This window comes from Methylocella sp. (genome assembly GCF_044226135.1).
GTDB lineage: Bacteria > Pseudomonadota > Alphaproteobacteria > Rhizobiales > Beijerinckiaceae > Methylocapsa.
In genome coordinates this window covers 41272-57170 of sequence record NZ_JBGAHM010000017.1, presented here as the reverse complement: position 1 = coordinate 57170, position 15899 = coordinate 41272, and the positions used below count along the sequence as shown (strand labels likewise).

The following is a 15899-nucleotide window of genomic DNA, read 5'->3' as shown; positions in this document are numbered from 1 at the left end:
CGCGCCTTGCATGAAAGACCGCGAGCGCGGCGCCCGCCCGGGCGCGCCGGTCGCGCTCGGCGGTCGACAGCCGCAGCCGCGCCGCGAGCCGCGCCGCGTCCTCCTGCGCGTCGAGCGCCAGCGCCGCGAGCCGCAGCAGGGCGCAGGCGTCGGGCGCGCTTTCGATCAGCCGGGCGAGCCGCGCCGGATTGACGACGCCGCCAAGGATCGCGCCAAGCGCGCCCGTCTCGCCCATCGCCGCCAGCGCAGGAGCCGCGCGGCGTGAATGAAGCGTCTTCATCAGCTCCGCGCGCAGGCGCTCGCGCGAGAGCCGTTCGACGCCGGCGCGCTGGCGCGCGCAGGCCCAGAACCCGGCCGCGTCGATCGTGTCCGCATAGTCGGCCGAAAAACGGAAGAAGCGCAGGATGCGCAGAAAATCCTCGGCGATGCGCCGGTCCGGATCGCCGATGAAGCGCACCCGCCGCGCCGCGGCGTCGTCAAGGCCGCCGACATAATCATGCAGCGCGCCGTCGCGGGAGAGCGAAAGCGCGTTGATGGTGAAGTCGCGGCGCGCCGCGTCGGCCGCGAAATCGCGGCCAAACCGCACCCTCGCCCGCCGTCCGTCGGTCTCGACGTCCTCGCGCAGCGTGGTGACCTCGAAGCTCTCGCCGTCGACGAGGATCGTGACGGTGCCATGCGCGAAGCCGGTCGGCAGGGCGCGCAGCCCGGCGGCCGCGGCGCGTTCGAGCGTCGCCCGCGGCGGCGCCGTGGCCGCAAGGTCGATCTCCCTGACGGCCCGCCCATAGAGGGCGTCGCGGACGGCGCCGCCGACGACGCGGGTCTCCTCGCCCGGATGATCGAGCGCGGCGAAGATCTTTTGCACGGCCTCCCGGCGCAAAAGGGCGTCGAGCGCCAGGCCCTGGCCTGGCGAAAGGCGCGGGCGCCCGTTCACTGCAGGCGGCCCGGCACCAGCCGCCCGTCCTCGACATGGGCCGGAACATAGGCGCCCTGGCGGCGCTCGGCGAAGACGCCGAGGAGCAGCGTTCCGGCGACCGCGACGGCGAGGCCGATCAGAACCAGCGTCGAGACCGCGCTCTTCGTCCAGTGGTCGATCTCGAACGGATAGCGGCGCCGCAGCGCCAGAAAGCCGGCGTAGGCCGCGAAGGGCGCAAGGAACAGAAGCGCGGTTTGGAGGACGGCGCGCCACATCTAGCGATAAAGCCTTTCATAGAGATTGCGCAGGATGCCCGCGGTCACGCCCCATATGTAGCGTTCGCCATAGGCCATGGCGTAGAAACGCCGCAGCCGCCCGTCGAGCTCGCGCGAATCGAAGGCGTGGTTGGCTTCGTCCATCAGAAACGCGAAGGGCGCCTCGAACGCCTCCTCGACCTCCTGCGGGTTGAGCCGCAGGTCGAGCGGCGGCGCGATCCGCGCGACGACGGGCGTGACCCTGAAGCCGGTCGCGGTGACATAGGGCGCGAGAAAGCCGAGCGGCTCCACGTCGCGGCTCAGGAGGCCGATCTCCTCGCGCGCCTCGCGCAGCGCGGCCCCGGTCGGCCCGTCGTCCTGCGGCTCGATCTTGCCGCCCGGAAAGGCGATCTGGCCGGCATGCACGCGCAGGGTCGCGGCGCGCTGGGTGAGCAGCACGCGCACCTCCTCGCCATGGTCGACGAGGCCGATCAGCACGGCCGCCGCCAGCGCCGGTCTGTCCAGCGCGAACAGCGCAGGGTCCTCGCCGTCGACGACGGGATCGGTGACGAACAGCTTCGACTCCGGGTCGGGAATCGTGAAGTCGAGCTTCGCCTTGGCCCGGGCGAAGACGCATTCGGGCGAGAAGCGCTTGTCCTGCGGCGTCAATCGCCGGCTCCGGACGGTTCGGCGCCGAGCGCGTCGACCTCGGCCGCGCGCGCGAGCGGAAAGAAGGCGCCGCCCGACGCGAGGCCGAGCCAGTCCTCGCCGTCATGCGCGCGCCGTTCGCACAGCGCGACGAGATCGGGCACGAGCGCGCGCGAGACGAGCGCCCACAGCGCGCCGCGCGTGAGCACATAGGGCTTGAGGCCGCCGTCGTCCCCGGTCTCGAAGCGAATCGGCCGGTCGGGGCCGGCCTTCACGCGGTCGCCCATCGTCGTCGTGAATTCGAGCGTCCGTCCGCCGTCCTCGTCGAGCACGCGCATCTCGCCGGCGAAGAAGGGCGCGTCCTCGACCGTGACCAGCACGCTTTCGGCAGGGGTCACGAGCAGGTAGCGGTCGGGGTCCTTGCGCAAAATGGTCGAGAACAGCCGCGCGAGCGCCGGGCGCGTGATCGGCGAGCCCCCGTAGCTCCAGCGGCCGTCGCGCGAAATCGCGAAGCCGACGTCGCCGCAATAGGGCGGATTCCAGCTCTCGACCGGCGGCGGCGGCCGCGGCCTGGCGGGCGGCGCGGCGGCGCCCTCCCCGGAAAGCGCGCCGGCCTCCTGCTGAAGCCTGGCGAGGGCGTCGTCCTGTTGCGCCATCCCCGCGCCCTCCCGGCGGGCCCCATGGGGCCATCAAAAAGAGCCAATCGCGTCGAAAGTGATCGATGCGCCGGTCGACGTTTGCGGCCGGAATGGACAGTTAAGCGAGCGCGTCGCAAATTAGAAGGCCGCGCGCCAAAGGCTGGCCCATGGCGTCCGCCGCTCCACACCGTAAAGGATCTGCATGGCCGAAGCAGCCTCCTCCCTCGAAGCCTCCGTCGAGCGCAGCGCCGAGGCCGCGCTCGAACGCGTCGCCGCCGCGCGCGCCGCCATCGGCGCCGTCATTTTCGGCCAGGACCGCGTCGTCGATGAGGCGCTGGCGACCCTGCTGTCGGGCGGCCACGGGCTTCTCGTCGGCGTGCCGGGCCTCGCCAAGACGCGGCTCGTCGAGACGCTCGGGACCGTGCTCGGCCTCGACGCGCGCCGCGTGCAGTTCACGCCCGACCTGATGCCGGCCGACATTCTGGGCTCCGAGGTTCTTGAGGAATCGGCCGACCGCCGGCGCAGCTTCCGCTTCATCAAGGGGCCGATCTTCGCCCAGCTGCTGATGGCCGACGAGATCAACCGCGCGAGCCCGCGCACCCAGTCGGCGCTGCTGCAGGCGATGCAGGAATATCATGTGTCGATCGCCGGCGAGCGCCATGAGCTGCCGGCGCCCTTCCATGTGCTCGCGACGCAGAACCCGCTCGAACAGGAGGGCACCTATCCGCTGCCCGAGGCCCAGCTCGACCGCTTCCTGATGCAGATCGACGTGCATTATCCCGACCGCGACGCCGAACGGCGCATCCTGATCGAGACGACGGGCGCCGAAAAGCCGCAGCCGCGCCCGGCCATGACCGCCGACGATCTCGCCCAGATCCAGCGCTTGGTGCGCCGCCTGCCGGTCGGCGAAAGCGTCGTCGAGGCCATTTTGGACCTCGTGCGCGGCGCGCGCCCGGGCGAGGGCGACGCCGCGGTCACGCAGCATGTCGCCTGGGGCCCCGGGCCGCGCGCGGCGCAGGCGATGATGCTCGCGACCCGCGCCCGCGCCCTGCTCGACGGGCGGCTCGCGCCCTCGGTCGCCGACGTCGCCGCGCTCGCCGAGCCGATCCTGAAGCACCGCATGGCGCTGACCTTCGCCGCCCGCGCGGAGGGCGAGACCGTTTCGGGCCTCATCGCCAGGCTTGCGGAAAAGCTCGCCTGAGATGGCGCTGGCGCGGCTTCTCGAACGCGACGAAACGAGCGTCGGCCTCGGCCGGCAGGAGGAGGCGCTGGCGCTGGCGCAGCGCTTTTCGAGCCTGACCGCCGCCGCGCGCGAGATCGCCGCCGGCGTGATGCATGGCGTGCACGGGCGCCGCCGCGCCGGGCTTGGCGAGAATTTCTGGCAGTTCCGGCCGTTCTCGGCCAATGAATCGCGCGCCGGCATCGACTGGCGGCGTTCGGCGCGCGACGACCGGCTCTATGTGCGCGAGCGCGAATGGGAGGGCGCCCACGCCGTCGCCCTGTGGATCGACCGCTCGCCCTCCATGCGCTTCATGTCGAAGCTCGCCGGCGCGCCCAAGGTCGACCGCGCCGTGGTGCTCGGCCTCGCCGCCGCCGATCTCCTGGTCGAAGGCGGCGAACGCGTGGCGCTGATGGGGCTGACCCGCCCGCTCGCCGCGCGCGACATCGTCGAGCGCTTCGGCATGTCGCTCCTGAACGATCTGCGCGCCGACATCCGCGCGGGGCGCGAATCGGCGGAGCTGCCGCCCGCCATGCCCCTGCCGCGCGACGCCCGCGCGCTGCTGATCTCGGATTTCCTCACGCCCGCGGCCGAGGTCGCGGGGCGCGTCGAGGCGCTCGCGGCGCGCGGCGCGCGCGGCCATCTCGTAATGATCGTCGATCCGGTCGAGGAGACTTTTCCCTTCTCGGGCCACGCCGAATTCGTCGACGTCGATTCGCCGGCGCGGCTGCGCGTCGGCGACGCGAACAGCTTCCGCGCCGCCTATCTCGGCCGGCTCGCGGCCCATCGCGACGCGCTGCGCGCGGCGGCGCGCCGGCGCGGCTGGACGCTCGCCCTGCACCGCACCGACCAGCCGGCCTCGCAGGCGCTGCTCGCGCTCAGGGCGCAGCTCGAGGCGGGAGGCGCCTGACCATGCTCGGCCTTCCGCTCGCCTTCGCCGCTCCGGCCGTCCTCGCCGCGCTCGCCGGCCTGCCGCTGCTTTATTATCTGCTGCGGGTGACGCCGCCGCGGCCGCAGGAAATTCCCTTTCCGCCGCTGAAGCTCGTCCTTGACCTGATCCCCGAGCGCCAGACGCCGAACCGAACCCCTTGGCCGATCCTGCTTTTGCGCCTTCTGATCGCCGCCTGCGTCATTCTGGCGATGGCCGGGCCGGTGCTAAATCCCGCGCCGATCGCGGCCGGCGCCGGCCCGCTCGTCGTCGTCGTCGACGACGGCTGGCCGGCCGCGCCCGACTGGGAGCGTCGCGTCGAGGCGGCGGCGCAGCGGCTCGAAGCCGCGGCGCGGGCCGGGCGGCCGGCCGCCGTCGCGGTCCCGTCCGACGGGGGCCGGGCCATCGCGACGAGCGAGGCCGGCGCCGCGCGCGACCGGCTGCGCGCGCTGAAGCCGCTGCCCTACACGCCCGACCGCCTGGCGCTCGCCGGCGCCCTGAAGACGTTCGTCGCGGAGCGGCCCGACGCCTCGATCGTGTGGATCGCCGACGGCGTCGAGCGCGGGTCGGCTTCGGCCTTCGCCGCGGGCCTTGCGGCCCTCGGCCGTCCTCTCGAAATCGTGACCGGCTCCGCGCCCGCGCGCGCCATCGCCGGGGCCCAGAATCTCGCGGCCGGGCTCGAGGCGCGCGTGCTGCGTTCGGCGCTCGGCGGCCCGGGGCAGGGCGTCGCGCGCGCCCTCGACGCCAGGGGCGCGGCGCTCGGCGAAGCGCCCTTCGACTTCGCCGGCAAGACCGAGACGCGGGCGACGTTCGACCTTCCGGCGGAGCTGCGCAACGAGATCTCGCGCATCGAGATCGAGGGCGCGCGCTCGGCCGGCGCGGTCGCCCTGCTCTACGAACGCGGGAGCCGGCGCAGCGGCGGCCTCGTCAGCGGCGAGGGCGCGGACCGCTCGCAGCCGCTGCTCGCCGCCAATTATTACCTGCGCAAGGCGCTCGCGCCCTTCGCCGACCTGCGCGAGCCGCGCCCCGGCACGGTCGATCCGGTGGAGAGCCTGCTCCGGGACGGCGTGTCGATCCTGATCCTCGCCGACGTCGGCTCGCTGTCGGGGCAGGCGCATGACGCGCTGCGCCGCTTCGTCGAGGCGGGCGGCGTGCTGCTGCGCTTCGCCGGCACGCGGCTCGCGGCCGGCACCGACGACCTCATTCCCGTGCGGCTGCGGCGCGGCGGGCGCGTGCTCGGCGGCTCGATGTCATGGGACGCGCCGAAGCATCTTGCGCCCTTCGACCGGTCGAGCCCATTCTTCGGGCTTGCGGCGCCGGACGAGGTCACGGTCTCGCGCCAGGTGCTCGCCGAGCCCGACCCGGGCCTGCCCGGCAAGACCTGGGCGCAGCTGTCCGACGGCACGCCGCTCGTCACCGCCTCCCGCATGGGGGAAGGCATGATCGTGCTGTTTCACGTCACGGCGGACACGGCCTGGTCGAACCTGCCGCTCTCGGGGCTTTTCGTCGACATGCTGCGCAGGATCGTCGATCTTTCAGGAAACGGCGCGAAGGGCGCGGGCGACGAGACGCAGCGCGCCGCGGGCGGAGAACAAAAGGGCGCCGCGGGAGACGAGATGAAAAGCGCCGCGGGCGAAGAACCGAAAAGCCTCGCGCCGCTGCGCACGCTCGACGGCTTCGGCGTCCTCGGCGCGCCGCCGGCGAGCGCCAGGCCGGTTCCGGCCGGCTTCGAGGGGCCGCCCGACGCCGACCATCCGCCAGGCTTTTATGGCCTCGCCAGCGCGCCCTCGGCGGTCAACGCCATGACGCAGGGCGAAACGCTCGCGGCCGCAAATCTCGCCGGCGCCGGCGTCACGCCGGGGGTTCTGCGCGCCGCCGAACCGGTCGATCTCCAGCCGTTCCTGCTCGCCGCGGCCTTCCTCCTGTTCTGCCTCGACTGGCTGGCGTCGCTCTCGCTTTCGGGCGGCGCGCGCCTGCGCCGCGCCGGCAAAGCGGGCGCGCTCGCGGCGTCGCTCGTCGCGGCCATGGCTCTTGCGGCCCTTTTTGCGCCGCGCTCGGCCTTCTGCGAGCCGGCGCCAGCCGCGCGGCGGGCCGGGACGGTTCAGGGGACGCCGCCGGTCGCGGCGCGCGACGTCGAGTCGGCGCTGTCGACGCGGCTCGCCTATGTCGTCACGGGCGACGCCAAGGCCGACGAAGCGAGCCGCCAGGGCCTGACGAGCCTGTCGCACGCGCTTGCGCGACGCACCTCGCTGACGCCGGGAGAGCCCGCGGCCGTCGACCCCGCGCGCGACGAGCTGAGCTTCTATCCGCTGCTCTACTGGCCGATCGTCGCCGGGCGACCGCAGCCGCCGCAGGAGACGGCGGCGCGGATCAGCGCCTTCATGAAGCAGGGCGGCACCGTCATTTTCGACACGCGCGACGCGCTGACCGCGCGTCCCGACGGCGCGCCCTCGCCCGAAACGCTGTGGCTGCGCCAGCTTCTCGCCGGCGTCGACGTGCCGGAGCTTGCGCCGGTCCCGGCGGACCATGTCGCGACCAAGACCTTCTACCTGATCGACGGCTTCATCGGGCGCTACGCCGGCGGCGTCACCTGGATCGAGGCGCTGCCTCCGGCGCCGGCCGACGGCTCGGCGCGTCCGGCGCGCTCGGGCGACGGCGTGTCGCCCATCGTCATCACCTCGAACGACCTCGCCGCCGGCTGGGCCAGCGACGGGCGCGGCGAAAGCCTCTATGCGCTGACGCCCGGGGGCGCGCGCCAGCATGAGCTCGCGCTGCGCGGCGGCGTCAATCTCGTGATGTATGCGCTGACCGGAAACTACAAGGCCGATCAGGTGCATGTGCGTGATCTTCTGGAGCGGCTCGCGCATTGAGCGGGCCGGCCGGCGCGACGATCGGCGCGGGGTCAATCCAGAGAAAATTGATTTATTCGGTTGATTTAGCCGCCAAGGCTGAGATAACCGAAGGCTGACGCATGTTCTGGTGAAGGATTGATTGAGATTTCGCGTCAAGCTCGCACGCGGCCTAACGGCGCAATCTGGCCGTTAACCACTCGTTAACCATTGGGCTTGATTACTCAAATGCAACGTCGATTCATTAGCTTCGATCAAGGTTGACGGAACCTTGTCTTAACTGACGAAGCCTACCGGTGGGTCGACAGCGATCAGTTGAAGGAGTTGAGGATGAGCTTTCTCGAACGGCGCGCATGGAAGATCGCCGCCGTATTGGGCGCCGCCCTCGCATTTGGCGCCTGCGCCAAGAATCCCGCCGAAGACCCGAGCGCGCTCGCAGCCGCCGGCGCCGGCGCCGGCGGCTATGGGGCGGGCGGGCGCGGCCCCGCCGTTCCAGGCAGCCCCCAGGACTTCGCCCAGAACGTCGGCGACCGCGTGTTCTTCGAGAGCGACTCGAGCGAACTCAGCGCCAACGCCCAGGCCACGCTCGACAAGCAGGCGCGCTGGCTGCGCCAATATGGCAAGTTGACCTTCACCATCGAGGGCCACGCCGACGAGCGCGGCACGCGCGAATATAACTTCGCGCTCGGCGCCCGCCGCGCCGAAGCCGCCAAGAACTATCTCGTCGCCCGTGGCGTGCCAGCCTCCGGCATCCACACCATCAGCTACGGCAAGGAACGGCCGGTCGCCGTCTGCAACGACATTTCGTGCTGGTCGCAGAACCGCCGCGCCGTCACCGTGCTTGCCGGCTCGCAGTCCTGAGCGGGCGGGCGCGGCCCGCGCCCGCCTCGCATGAAGCTCAAAGCGGCCGCAGCGCGGCGCGATAGAGAACGGGCCAGTCGCCGGGCGCCACGCCGCGGCATTCATCCATCTGCGACAGCAGGACCAGCCTGAAGCCCGCGCCGTCATAGGCCCATTGCGCGCTCCGCCCGCAATCGCCGGCGCCGCGCCCTTTCTCGAACATCGCGAGCGCCAGCCCGTCCCGAACGAGGCCGGGATTGGTCAGGACCGGGCCGTCCTGGTCGGCGCCGGGAAAGGCCGCAGGCCGCGCCCCATCCGGTCCGACGATCCAGAAGCGATAGGCGAAATTATAGGCCGCCGCGAGGTCGCACAGGCCCCAGAGGGTCTCGGTCGCAGACAGCGCGACGGCGATCGGCTCGTAGCCCCTGCAACTATCGTCGCCTGAGGACGCGAGCGCTTTTGGGGGCGAAGGCGGCGGCCGGACAAGGCGCATGCGCGCCGCCGCGACGACGGGCTCGATGGGCGCCGTGATCGCCGGAAACGGCGCGTCGCCCCGGTCGACCAGCGCGGAGGCGGTTCCAGCGCGGTTTTGCGCGGCGTCCATGTAGAGCAGCGCCGCCGCCGCGCCCGTGAGCGAAATTTTTGCCTTTTCCGCCCCCTTCAGCGCCACGGCGAGCGTCTTTCCTTCGCGCAGCGCGGCGAGAAAGGGCGCCGCCTGCGCCGCCCCGAGCGTCGCCGACAGAAAATCGCCGTCGCGCCGCGCCGTCGCTTTCGGCGGGACGGCCGGCGCCCCGTCGAGGGACAGGGAGAGCGCCGGCGCCACGCCGCCGCCGTCGGCCGCGAGTGTGATCGTGAGCTCCGGCCGCGCCCCGGCGTCCGCGCCGCGGCGCACGCGGACATAGGCGTCGCCGACGCCGGCCTCAGGGCCGAGGCCGAGCGCGACGCAGGCGCGGAGATTGTCGCAGCCGACGACCCAGTCCTTGAAGCTTTTCAGCGCCCCTGCGTCCTGCGCCTGCGCGGAGGCCGGGAAGGCGAGGCTCAAGGCCGCGCCGATGGCGACGCCTGCGAGACGGCGGCCCGCGACGCGGCGGCGAGAGCCGGCGCGCACGCGTTTCATGAAGAGGGAGGGCATGAGGAAGGAGCAGTCCATCGCGGCGCCGTCGCAGGGGCGAAACGCGCAGGCCATGGCGCGGCGCTTCGCCTGCTGGCCGTAAAATTGGCCGACTGGCCAGAAAAAAGGGACGGCCGAAGCCGTCCCGTCGTTGTTTGCGCAAATCCGCGTTCAGGCCTGGGGCTGGGGTTCGAGCCCGCCGGGCTCGGGGCCGGGCTTCGGCCGCGTGCCTGCGCCGATGGTCGGCACCGGCGAGCCGCGCAACGGCGCGGAATCATTGGGATCCTCGCGCACGGGCTTCTTGCCCTGCAGGAGCCCGGAGATCTCCTCGCCCGAGAGCGTCTCATATTCGAGCAGGCCTCTCGCCAGCGTCTCGAGGTCGGCGCGCTTCTCGGTCAGGATGCGGGTCGCCTCCGACAGGCCAAGCTCGACGAGCCGGCGCACCTCGGAGTCGATCTTGCGCGCGGTCTCCTCGGAGATGGTCTGCTGCTTGCCCATGGAGTAGCCGAGGAACACCTCCTCCTGGTTCTCGCCGTACATGACGGTGCCGAGCTCGTCGGAGAAGCCCCAGCGCGTGACCATGGCGCGCGCGAGCTTCGTCGCCTGCTCGATGTCGGACTGCGCGCCGGAGGTGATCTGGTCCTTGCCGAAGATGATCTCCTCGGCCACGCGGCCGCCCATGCACACGGCGAGGCGCGAGGTCATCTGCACATAGTTCGTCGAGAGCTTGTCACGCTCGGGCAGCTGCATGACCATGCCGAGCGCACGGCCGCGCGGGATGATCGTCGCCTTGTGCACCGGGTCGGTCGCCGGCACGTTGAGCGCGACGATGGCGTGGCCGCCCTCGTGATAGGCGGTCAGCATCTTTTCCTGTTCGGTCATGACCATGGTGCGGCGCTCCGCGCCCATCATGATCTTGTCCTTGGAGTCCTCGAACTCGGCCATGGTGACGACGCGCTTGCCGCGCCGCGCCGCCAGAAGCGCCGCCTCGTTGACGAGGTTCATGAGGTCGGCGCCCGAGAAGCCAGGCGTGCCGCGCGCGACCGTCTTGAGCTCGACGTCGGGGGCGAGCGGAACCTTGCGCACATGAACCTTCAGGATGCGCTCGCGGCCGATCACGTCGGGGTTTGGCACCACGATCTGGCGGTCGAAGCGGCCCGGCCGCAGCAACGCCGGATCGAGCACGTCGGGACGGTTGGTCGCGGCGATGAGGATGATGCTCTCGTTCGCCTCGAAGCCGTCCATCTCGACGAGCAGCTGGTTCAGCGTCTGCTCGCGCTCGTCATTGCCGCCGCCAAGGCCCGCGCCGCGATGGCGGCCGACCGCGTCGATCTCGTCGATGAAGATGATGCAGGGCGCGTTCTTCTTGGCCTGCTCGAACATGTCGCGCACGCGGCTTGCGCCGACGCCGACGAACATCTCGACGAAGTCCGAGCCCGAGATGGTGAAGAAGGGCACGTTGGCCTCGCCGGCGATGGCGCGCGCCAGAAGCGTCTTGCCGGTGCCGGGCGGGCCGATCAGCAGCACGCCGCGCGGAATTCGGCCGCCCAATCTCTGGAACCTCTGGGGATCGCGGAGAAATTCGACGATCTCCTGCAGATCTTCCTTGGCCTCGTCGACGCCGGCGACGTCCTCAAAGGTGACGCGCCCATGCGCCTCGGTCAGGAGCTTCGCCTTCGACTTGCCGAAGCCCATGGCTTTCCCGCCGGCCCCCTGCATCTGGCGCGACAGGAAGATCCAGACGCCGAAGATGGCGATCAGCGGCAGGCCGTTGACGAGCAGCGTCAAGAGCCAGTTGTTGCCGTCGGACGGCGGGCGCGCGGCGATCGAGACGTTCTTTTTATAGAGCGTCTGCACCAGAGAGGGATCGTTCGGCGCATAGGTCGAGAAGGCGCGGTTGTCGGTGAAATGGCCGCTGATCTCGTTGCCGGCGATGGTCACCTCGCGCACGCGGCCCTGGTCGACCTCGGTCAGGAGCTGGCTGAAGGTGATGTCCTGCGCATTGGCGCGCTGCCCCGGATTCTGGAACAGCATGACGAGCGCCACGACCAGCAGAATGATGATGACCCAGAGCGCGAAATTTCGAAAATTCGGATTCATGCTGTCGTCCTGCTCCAGGCGCTCCGGCCCGACCGGCCGTGAAGTCTTTCGCTTGCGGAAGGCCCGGAAATAACGGACCTGAATTTGAAGTTTCGCCTGGCGATCCTGGTCAATGTAGGCGTCGGCCGCGGCATTGCCAAGGGCGCGGCGCGCGGCGCGGGCCCAAAGCGCCATGCCGGCGCAAGCTTCGGGAGCTTCGCCCTGCGCGGCGCGCGCCGCCTTGGGGCAAAGCTCAGGCTTCGGCTCGGCGCGGCGGCGCCGGCGAGACCGCCAGCACGGCGTTCGCGTCGAGCCGCAGCGCGGCGCCGGCGAGCGTCGCGGCGAGCGGCTCTTGCCGCGCGAGGGCGTCGAGCAGGCGCAGCCCCAGCGCCTCCAGCCGGTCGAGCCTGACGCGCTCGCCCCCCGTCGCGCGGCGGATTTCGTCGCCGACGAGCCGCAGCAGGGCTTCTTCATGGGCGCCCGGATGGCGCGCGACCAGGGCGAGGTCGAGCGTTCCGTCGGCGCGGCGGGCCTGCGCCGCGAGCTCCTGCGCCTGACGCGCGAGCGCCGCCTCGGCGCGGGCCGCGCGCCGGCCAAGACGCAGCAGGGCGTCGCGGCCAAGGCCCATCGCCTCGAGCGTGGGGGCCATGGCGCGCAGCCGCGCCCGGGCGAAGCGCGGATCGGCGTTGGACGGGTCGCGAACGAAGGCCCGGCCTTGCGCCTCGCACAGGGCGACAAGGTCGGCCTTGGCGCAGCCGAGCAGCGGACGGGCGTGGACGAGGCCGTGGAGTCCGCTCGCCTGCGTCATGCCGCGAAGGCCGGCGAGGCCGCTGCCGCGCAGCAGCCGGAACAGGATGGTCTCGGCCTGGTCTTCGGCGTGATGGGCGGTGGCGACGACGCCCGCGCCGACGCGCCGCGCATGGGCGGCGAGCAGAAGATAGCGCGCCTCGCGCGCGCGCTCCTGCAGGCGGGCTTTCGGCTTTTCGCCCTCCCAGACGAGGATTTCATGGGCGAAGCCGGCCTCGGCCGCGGCGCGCGCCGCCGCTTCGGCCTCGGCCCGCGACTCCGGCCGCAGGCCGTGATCGACCGTGGCGACGGCGAGCTGCGGCGCCTGCGCGCCCTGCGCGACGAGACCGGCGCGCCATGCGTGCGCGAGCAGCATGAGCGCGGTCGAATCGGGGCCGCCCGAGACCGCGAGCAGGATCTTGTCGGCGTCGCGGAGCGCGGCGAACAGCGTCGCGACGGCTTCAGGGTCGCGAAGGTCGGGCCCGAGGGCGGACGCGTCGCGCTTGCCTGACGGCCGCGTCAGCATTGGACGCGCTTGATCTCCCGCTCGGCGCCGGCCTTCACGCCGGCCGAAGCGTTCGGATATTTGCGCGAGAGTTCGGCGAAGGCGGCGCAGGCCTGCTCCCTGGCGCCGAGCGCGTTCAGCGACTGGCCGAGGCGCAGCATCGCCTCCGGCGCGCGCGACGAGTTCGGATATTGCGTCGTGATCTTCAGATATTGCTCCGCCGCCTCGCGCGGGCGGCTGCGCTGGTAATAGCTTTCGCCAAGATAATAAGCGGCGTCGGCGGCGTAGCGGCTCTTGGGATTCTTCTGGATGAAGCTGGCGAAGCCCTTTTCGGCGGCCTCGAACTGCTTCTGCCGGAAATAGCCATAAGCGAGGTCGAACTCCTCCTTGACCGGATTGGACGGCGCGGCGGGGGCTGGCGCGGCAAGCGCCGTTTCGCTCGCCGGCTCGGGCGGGGCTTCGCGCCGCCAGCGCGCGCCGGCGAGGTCGAGCGGGCCGTCGGGCGCGGCGGCCTCGGCGGCGCGGGTGCGCTGCGAAGACGCCGAGTCCGCGCTTCCGAGAGGGCGCGGCGCGCCGCCGCGCGTCCGGTCGCGGGGCCGGGCGGGGCGGCGTTCGCGGCGGCCTCGGCGGGGTCGTCGGTCAGCAGATCCTCGATCGCGTCGGAGCGCTTCTGCGGCTTCTGCGCCGGCGCCGCCGGGGCGCCGCGGCCCTGGTCCTGAAAGCGGAAGTCGACGTCCTCCTGGAACTTGCGCAGCTGGTCGACGAGCTGGCGGTTCTGGTGCTGGAGCTGCTCGATCTGGCCGTTGAGCTGGCGCACCTGGGATTCGAGCCGGTCGATGCGCACGGCCTGCTCGGCGTCGGCCTGCGGGCCGGCCGCGGGCTGGCCGTAGCCGCCGTCGTCGCGCACGCTGCCCGGCGGATAATAGCCCTGCGCCGCGGCGGGCCTCGCCAGCGGCGTCGCGAGCAGGGCGAGCACGGCGGCCGCGCCCGCGGCCGCCGCAAGGGGCCTCGCGACGAGACCCGCAAGGGACGCCGCGGAGGACGCCATGAAGGGCGCGCGCAGGGGGCGGCGCCGCGAAAGCCTGAGATCGGACATTCCCATAAAATCGCCGTCGCTTAGATCAAATTAAAGCTTTGCGTGGAGGTATCGTCAGATCGCGGCGCCGGCAAGACGCTTGAGCGCCGGTCACGCGCAGTTTGTCCGCGCGGCGGCGCTTGTGTAAGAATTTGCGCCGGAGGCCGCGCGCAAAACGCCGCCGCAGACGTGAAGCCGCGGCGCGGGCGGGCGGCGCTCTCGAGGATGGGCCGGGCATGGTTCGCAAATATTTCGGCACGGACGGGATCAGGGGGCAGGCCAACAAGGCGATCACGCCGGAGCTCGCGATGAAGGTCGCGCAGGCGACCGGCGTCCTGTTCCAGCGCGGCGACCACCGCCATCGCGCCGTGATCGGCAAGGACACGCGGCTCTCGGGCTACATGATCGAATACGCCATGGTCGCCGGGTTTTCCTCGGTCGGCGTCGACACGCTGCTGCTCGGGCCGATGCCGACGCCGGCCGTCGCCATGCTGACCCATTCCATGCGCGCCGACGTCGGCGTGATGATCTCGGCCTCGCATAATTCCTTTGAAGACAACGGCATCAAGCTGTTCGGCCCGGACGGCTTCAAGCTTTCCGACGAGGTCGAGCTCAGGATCGAGGCCATGCTTCACGCCGATTTCGCCGTGAAGCTGTCGAAGCCGACCGACCTTGGCCGCGCCATGCGCGTCGAGGGCGAGCGCGCCCGCTATGTCGAGGCGGCGAAGCGCACGCTCGGCCGCGCCGTCTCGCTCGAAGGGTTGCGCATCGTCGTCGACTGCGCCAACGGCGCGGCCTACAAGGTCGCGCCCGAAGCGCTGTGGGAGCTTGGCGCCGAGGTGATCCGCATCGGCGTCGAGCCCGACGGCTTCAACATCAACCGCGGCGTCGGCTCGACTTCGCCCGAAGCCCTGATCAAGAAGGTGCGCGAGGTGCGCGCCGACGTCGGCGTCGCGCTCGACGGCGACGCCGACCGCGTGCTGCTCGTCGACGAGACCGGCCGGGTCGTCGACGGCGACCAGCTGATGGCCGTGATCGCCGAAAGCTGGAAGCGCGAAGGGCGCCTCGCACGGCCCGGCGTGGTCGCCACCGTGATGTCCAACCTCGGCCTCGAGCGCTATCTCGAAAGCGTCGGCCTGACGCTCGCGCGCACGGCGGTCGGCGACCGCTACGTGCTCGAACACATGCGCGCGCATGGCTACAATCTCGGCGGCGAGCAGTCGGGCCATATCATCCTGTCGGATTTCGCCACGACCGGAGACGGGCTCGTCGCCGCGCTGCAGGTCCTCGCCGTGGTCAAGGACCAGGGCCGGCCGGTGAGCCAGGTCTGCCGCCGTTTCGAACCCTATCCGCAGGTTTTGAAGAGCGTGCGCGTCGCCGGCGGCAATCCGCTCGACGAGCCGAACGTCGCCCGGGCGATCGAACTCGCGCGGGCCGAGCTCGCGGGCTCCGGCCGGCTGGTGATCCGCGCGTCGGGCACCGAGCCCGTGATCCGCGTCATGGGGGAGGGCGGCGACCGCGACAAGATCGAGCAGATCGTCGACGAGATCTGCGACGCCGTCGGCCATTCGGCGCGCGCCGCCTGACGCGGCGCGGGGCTTTGGAGCATTTTCAGTAAAAGTTGCAGACTTTTACGTTAAGAAAATGCGGAAGAACAAAATGTTAGCGCGCGTTCGCGACTCGATGAAGTCCGAACGCGCCCTAAGAGCATTTTCAGTAAAAGTTGCAGACTTTTACGTTAAGAAAATGCGGAAGAACAAAATGTTAGCGCGCGTTCGCGACTTGATGAAGTCCGAACGCGCTCTAGCGGCGGAACTCGGCCTGGCAGGCGCGCGTCAGATGCGACATGTTGCGCTCCAGACAGTGCTGGATCAGCCGGCGGTCGGGAATGACGTTGCGGCAGAATTTGAACGCGTCGTCGTGACAGGCATGGCGGGCCAGCGCCGGCGAAGGCGCCAGCGTCGCGGCGGCGAGGAGCGCGGCCGCGGCGGCCATGCCGAAGGACGCGCCGCGCCGGACGATCGTCCGGCGCCGTGAACGCGAGAGGCCCATGG

14 protein-coding genes and 1 pseudogene are annotated in these 15899 nt (G+C 71.3%); 5 read left to right on the top strand and 10 right to left on the bottom strand.

The genetic code is table 11. From position 1 onward, the window contains the following. The 4 genes from ACILRB_RS09475 to ACILRB_RS09460 form a co-directional block, all read right to left on the bottom strand. On the bottom strand, positions 1-862 hold an 862-nt coding region (locus ACILRB_RS09475), incomplete at its 3' end, for a CCA tRNA nucleotidyltransferase (RefSeq protein ID WP_395666045.1). A 65-nt stretch (positions 863-927) separates the two neighbouring features. Then, entirely contained in the window at positions 928-1188 is a 261-nt protein-coding gene (locus ACILRB_RS09470) for a DUF6111 family protein (protein WP_395666044.1), read from the bottom strand. After that, complete coding sequence (locus ACILRB_RS09465) at positions 1189-1836, bottom strand: CoA pyrophosphatase (protein WP_395666043.1); 648 nt, start codon at positions 1834-1836, stop codon at positions 1189-1191. Continuing rightward, a complete protein-coding gene (locus ACILRB_RS09460) occupies positions 1833-2471 on the bottom strand; it encodes a DUF1285 domain-containing protein (RefSeq protein WP_395666042.1) in 639 nt (212 codons plus the stop codon). Before ACILRB_RS09460 ends, ACILRB_RS09465 begins: the two co-directional genes overlap by 4 nt. A gap of 184 nt (positions 2472-2655) precedes the next feature. On the opposite strand from ACILRB_RS09460, the gene ACILRB_RS09455 reads away from it, so the two are divergent. The 4 genes from ACILRB_RS09455 (at position 2656) to pal (ending at position 8310) form a co-directional block, all read left to right on the top strand. Then, positions 2656-3654: an AAA family ATPase gene (locus ACILRB_RS09455; protein WP_395666041.1), complete on the top strand. Its 999-nt coding sequence runs from the start codon at positions 2656-2658 to the stop codon at positions 3652-3654. A 1-nt stretch (position 3655) separates the two neighbouring features. Continuing rightward, on the top strand, positions 3656-4582 hold the full coding sequence (locus ACILRB_RS09450) for a DUF58 domain-containing protein (protein ID WP_395666040.1): 927 nt from the start codon (positions 3656-3658) through the stop codon (positions 4580-4582). Between the two features lie 2 nt (positions 4583-4584). Next, positions 4585-7470, top strand: coding sequence for a DUF4159 domain-containing protein (locus ACILRB_RS09445; protein WP_395666039.1), 2886 nt, complete (start codon positions 4585-4587; stop codon positions 7468-7470). A 309-nt stretch (positions 7471-7779) separates the two neighbouring features. Further along, the gene (gene pal, locus ACILRB_RS09440; RefSeq protein ID WP_395666038.1) at positions 7780-8310 is read left to right on the top strand and encodes a peptidoglycan-associated lipoprotein Pal; all 531 of its coding nucleotides are present in this window, start codon (positions 7780-7782) and stop codon (positions 8308-8310) included. 37 nt (positions 8311-8347) lie between these two features. On the opposite strand, the gene ACILRB_RS09435 is transcribed toward pal, so the two are convergent. From ACILRB_RS09435 to ACILRB_RS09415, 5 genes and pseudogenes are all read right to left on the bottom strand, one after another. Further along, complete coding sequence (locus ACILRB_RS09435; RefSeq protein ID WP_395666037.1) at positions 8348-9475, bottom strand: DUF1176 domain-containing protein; 1128 nt, start codon at positions 9473-9475, stop codon at positions 8348-8350. 96 nt (positions 9476-9571) lie between these two features. After that, a complete protein-coding gene (gene ftsH / locus ACILRB_RS09430) occupies positions 9572-11500 on the bottom strand; it encodes an ATP-dependent zinc metalloprotease FtsH (RefSeq protein ID WP_395666036.1) in 1929 nt (642 codons plus the stop codon). A 232-nt stretch (positions 11501-11732) separates the two neighbouring features. Continuing rightward, positions 11733-12791: a tRNA lysidine(34) synthetase TilS gene (tilS, locus tag ACILRB_RS09425; protein ID WP_395666035.1), complete on the bottom strand. Its 1059-nt coding sequence runs from the start codon at positions 12789-12791 to the stop codon at positions 11733-11735. Next, positions 12785-13594 (bottom strand): tol-pal system protein YbgF, encoded by an 810-nt coding sequence (gene ybgF, locus ACILRB_RS09420; RefSeq protein ID WP_395666048.1) that lies wholly within the window; start codon positions 13592-13594, stop codon positions 12785-12787. Before ybgF ends, tilS begins: the two co-directional genes overlap by 7 nt. Further along, positions 13525-13818: pseudogene (locus ACILRB_RS09415) on the bottom strand (hypothetical protein); the annotation flags it as partial. The pseudogene ACILRB_RS09415 and the gene ybgF, both read right to left, overlap by 70 nt. Positions 13819-14081: 263 nt before the next feature. Between ACILRB_RS09415 and glmM the strand changes: the two are divergent. Beyond that, positions 14082-15431 (top strand): phosphoglucosamine mutase, encoded by a 1350-nt coding sequence (gene glmM / locus ACILRB_RS09410; protein ID WP_395666034.1) that lies wholly within the window; start codon positions 14082-14084, stop codon positions 15429-15431. 217 nt (positions 15432-15648) lie between these two features. On the opposite strand, the gene ACILRB_RS09405 is transcribed toward glmM, so the two are convergent. After that, positions 15649-15897 carry a hypothetical protein gene (locus ACILRB_RS09405; protein ID WP_395666033.1) on the bottom strand — a complete coding sequence of 83 codons (249 nt, stop codon included), beginning with the start codon at positions 15895-15897 and terminating at the stop codon, positions 15649-15651. Positions 15898-15899 lie beyond the last annotated feature (2 nt).

Coding starts and splice junctions, on each gene's coding strand:
- ACILRB_RS09470 (WP_395666044.1), bottom strand. CDS start 1,188: ATGTGGCGCGCCGTCCTCCAAACCGCGCTTCTGTTCCTTGCGCCCTTC.
- ACILRB_RS09460 (WP_395666042.1), bottom strand. CDS start 2,471: ATGGCGCAACAGGACGACGCCCTCGCCAGGCTTCAGCAGGAGGCCGGC.
- ACILRB_RS09455 (WP_395666041.1), top strand. CDS start 2,656: ATGGCCGAAGCAGCCTCCTCCCTCGAAGCCTCCGTCGAGCGCAGCGCC.
- ACILRB_RS09450 (WP_395666040.1), top strand. CDS start 3,656: ATGGCGCTGGCGCGGCTTCTCGAACGCGACGAAACGAGCGTCGGCCTC.
- ACILRB_RS09445 (WP_395666039.1), top strand. CDS start 4,585: ATGCTCGGCCTTCCGCTCGCCTTCGCCGCTCCGGCCGTCCTCGCCGCG.
- pal (WP_395666038.1), top strand. CDS start 7,780: ATGAGCTTTCTCGAACGGCGCGCATGGAAGATCGCCGCCGTATTGGGC.
- ACILRB_RS09435 (WP_395666037.1), bottom strand. CDS start 9,475: ATGGCCTGCGCGTTTCGCCCCTGCGACGGCGCCGCGATGGACTGCTCC.
- ftsH (WP_395666036.1), bottom strand. CDS start 11,500: ATGAATCCGAATTTTCGAAATTTCGCGCTCTGGGTCATCATCATTCTG.
- tilS (WP_395666035.1), bottom strand. CDS start 12,791: ATGCTGACGCGGCCGTCAGGCAAGCGCGACGCGTCCGCCCTCGGGCCC.
- glmM (WP_395666034.1), top strand. CDS start 14,082: ATGGTTCGCAAATATTTCGGCACGGACGGGATCAGGGGGCAGGCCAAC.
- ACILRB_RS09405 (WP_395666033.1), bottom strand. CDS start 15,897: ATGGGCCTCTCGCGTTCACGGCGCCGGACGATCGTCCGGCGCGGCGCG.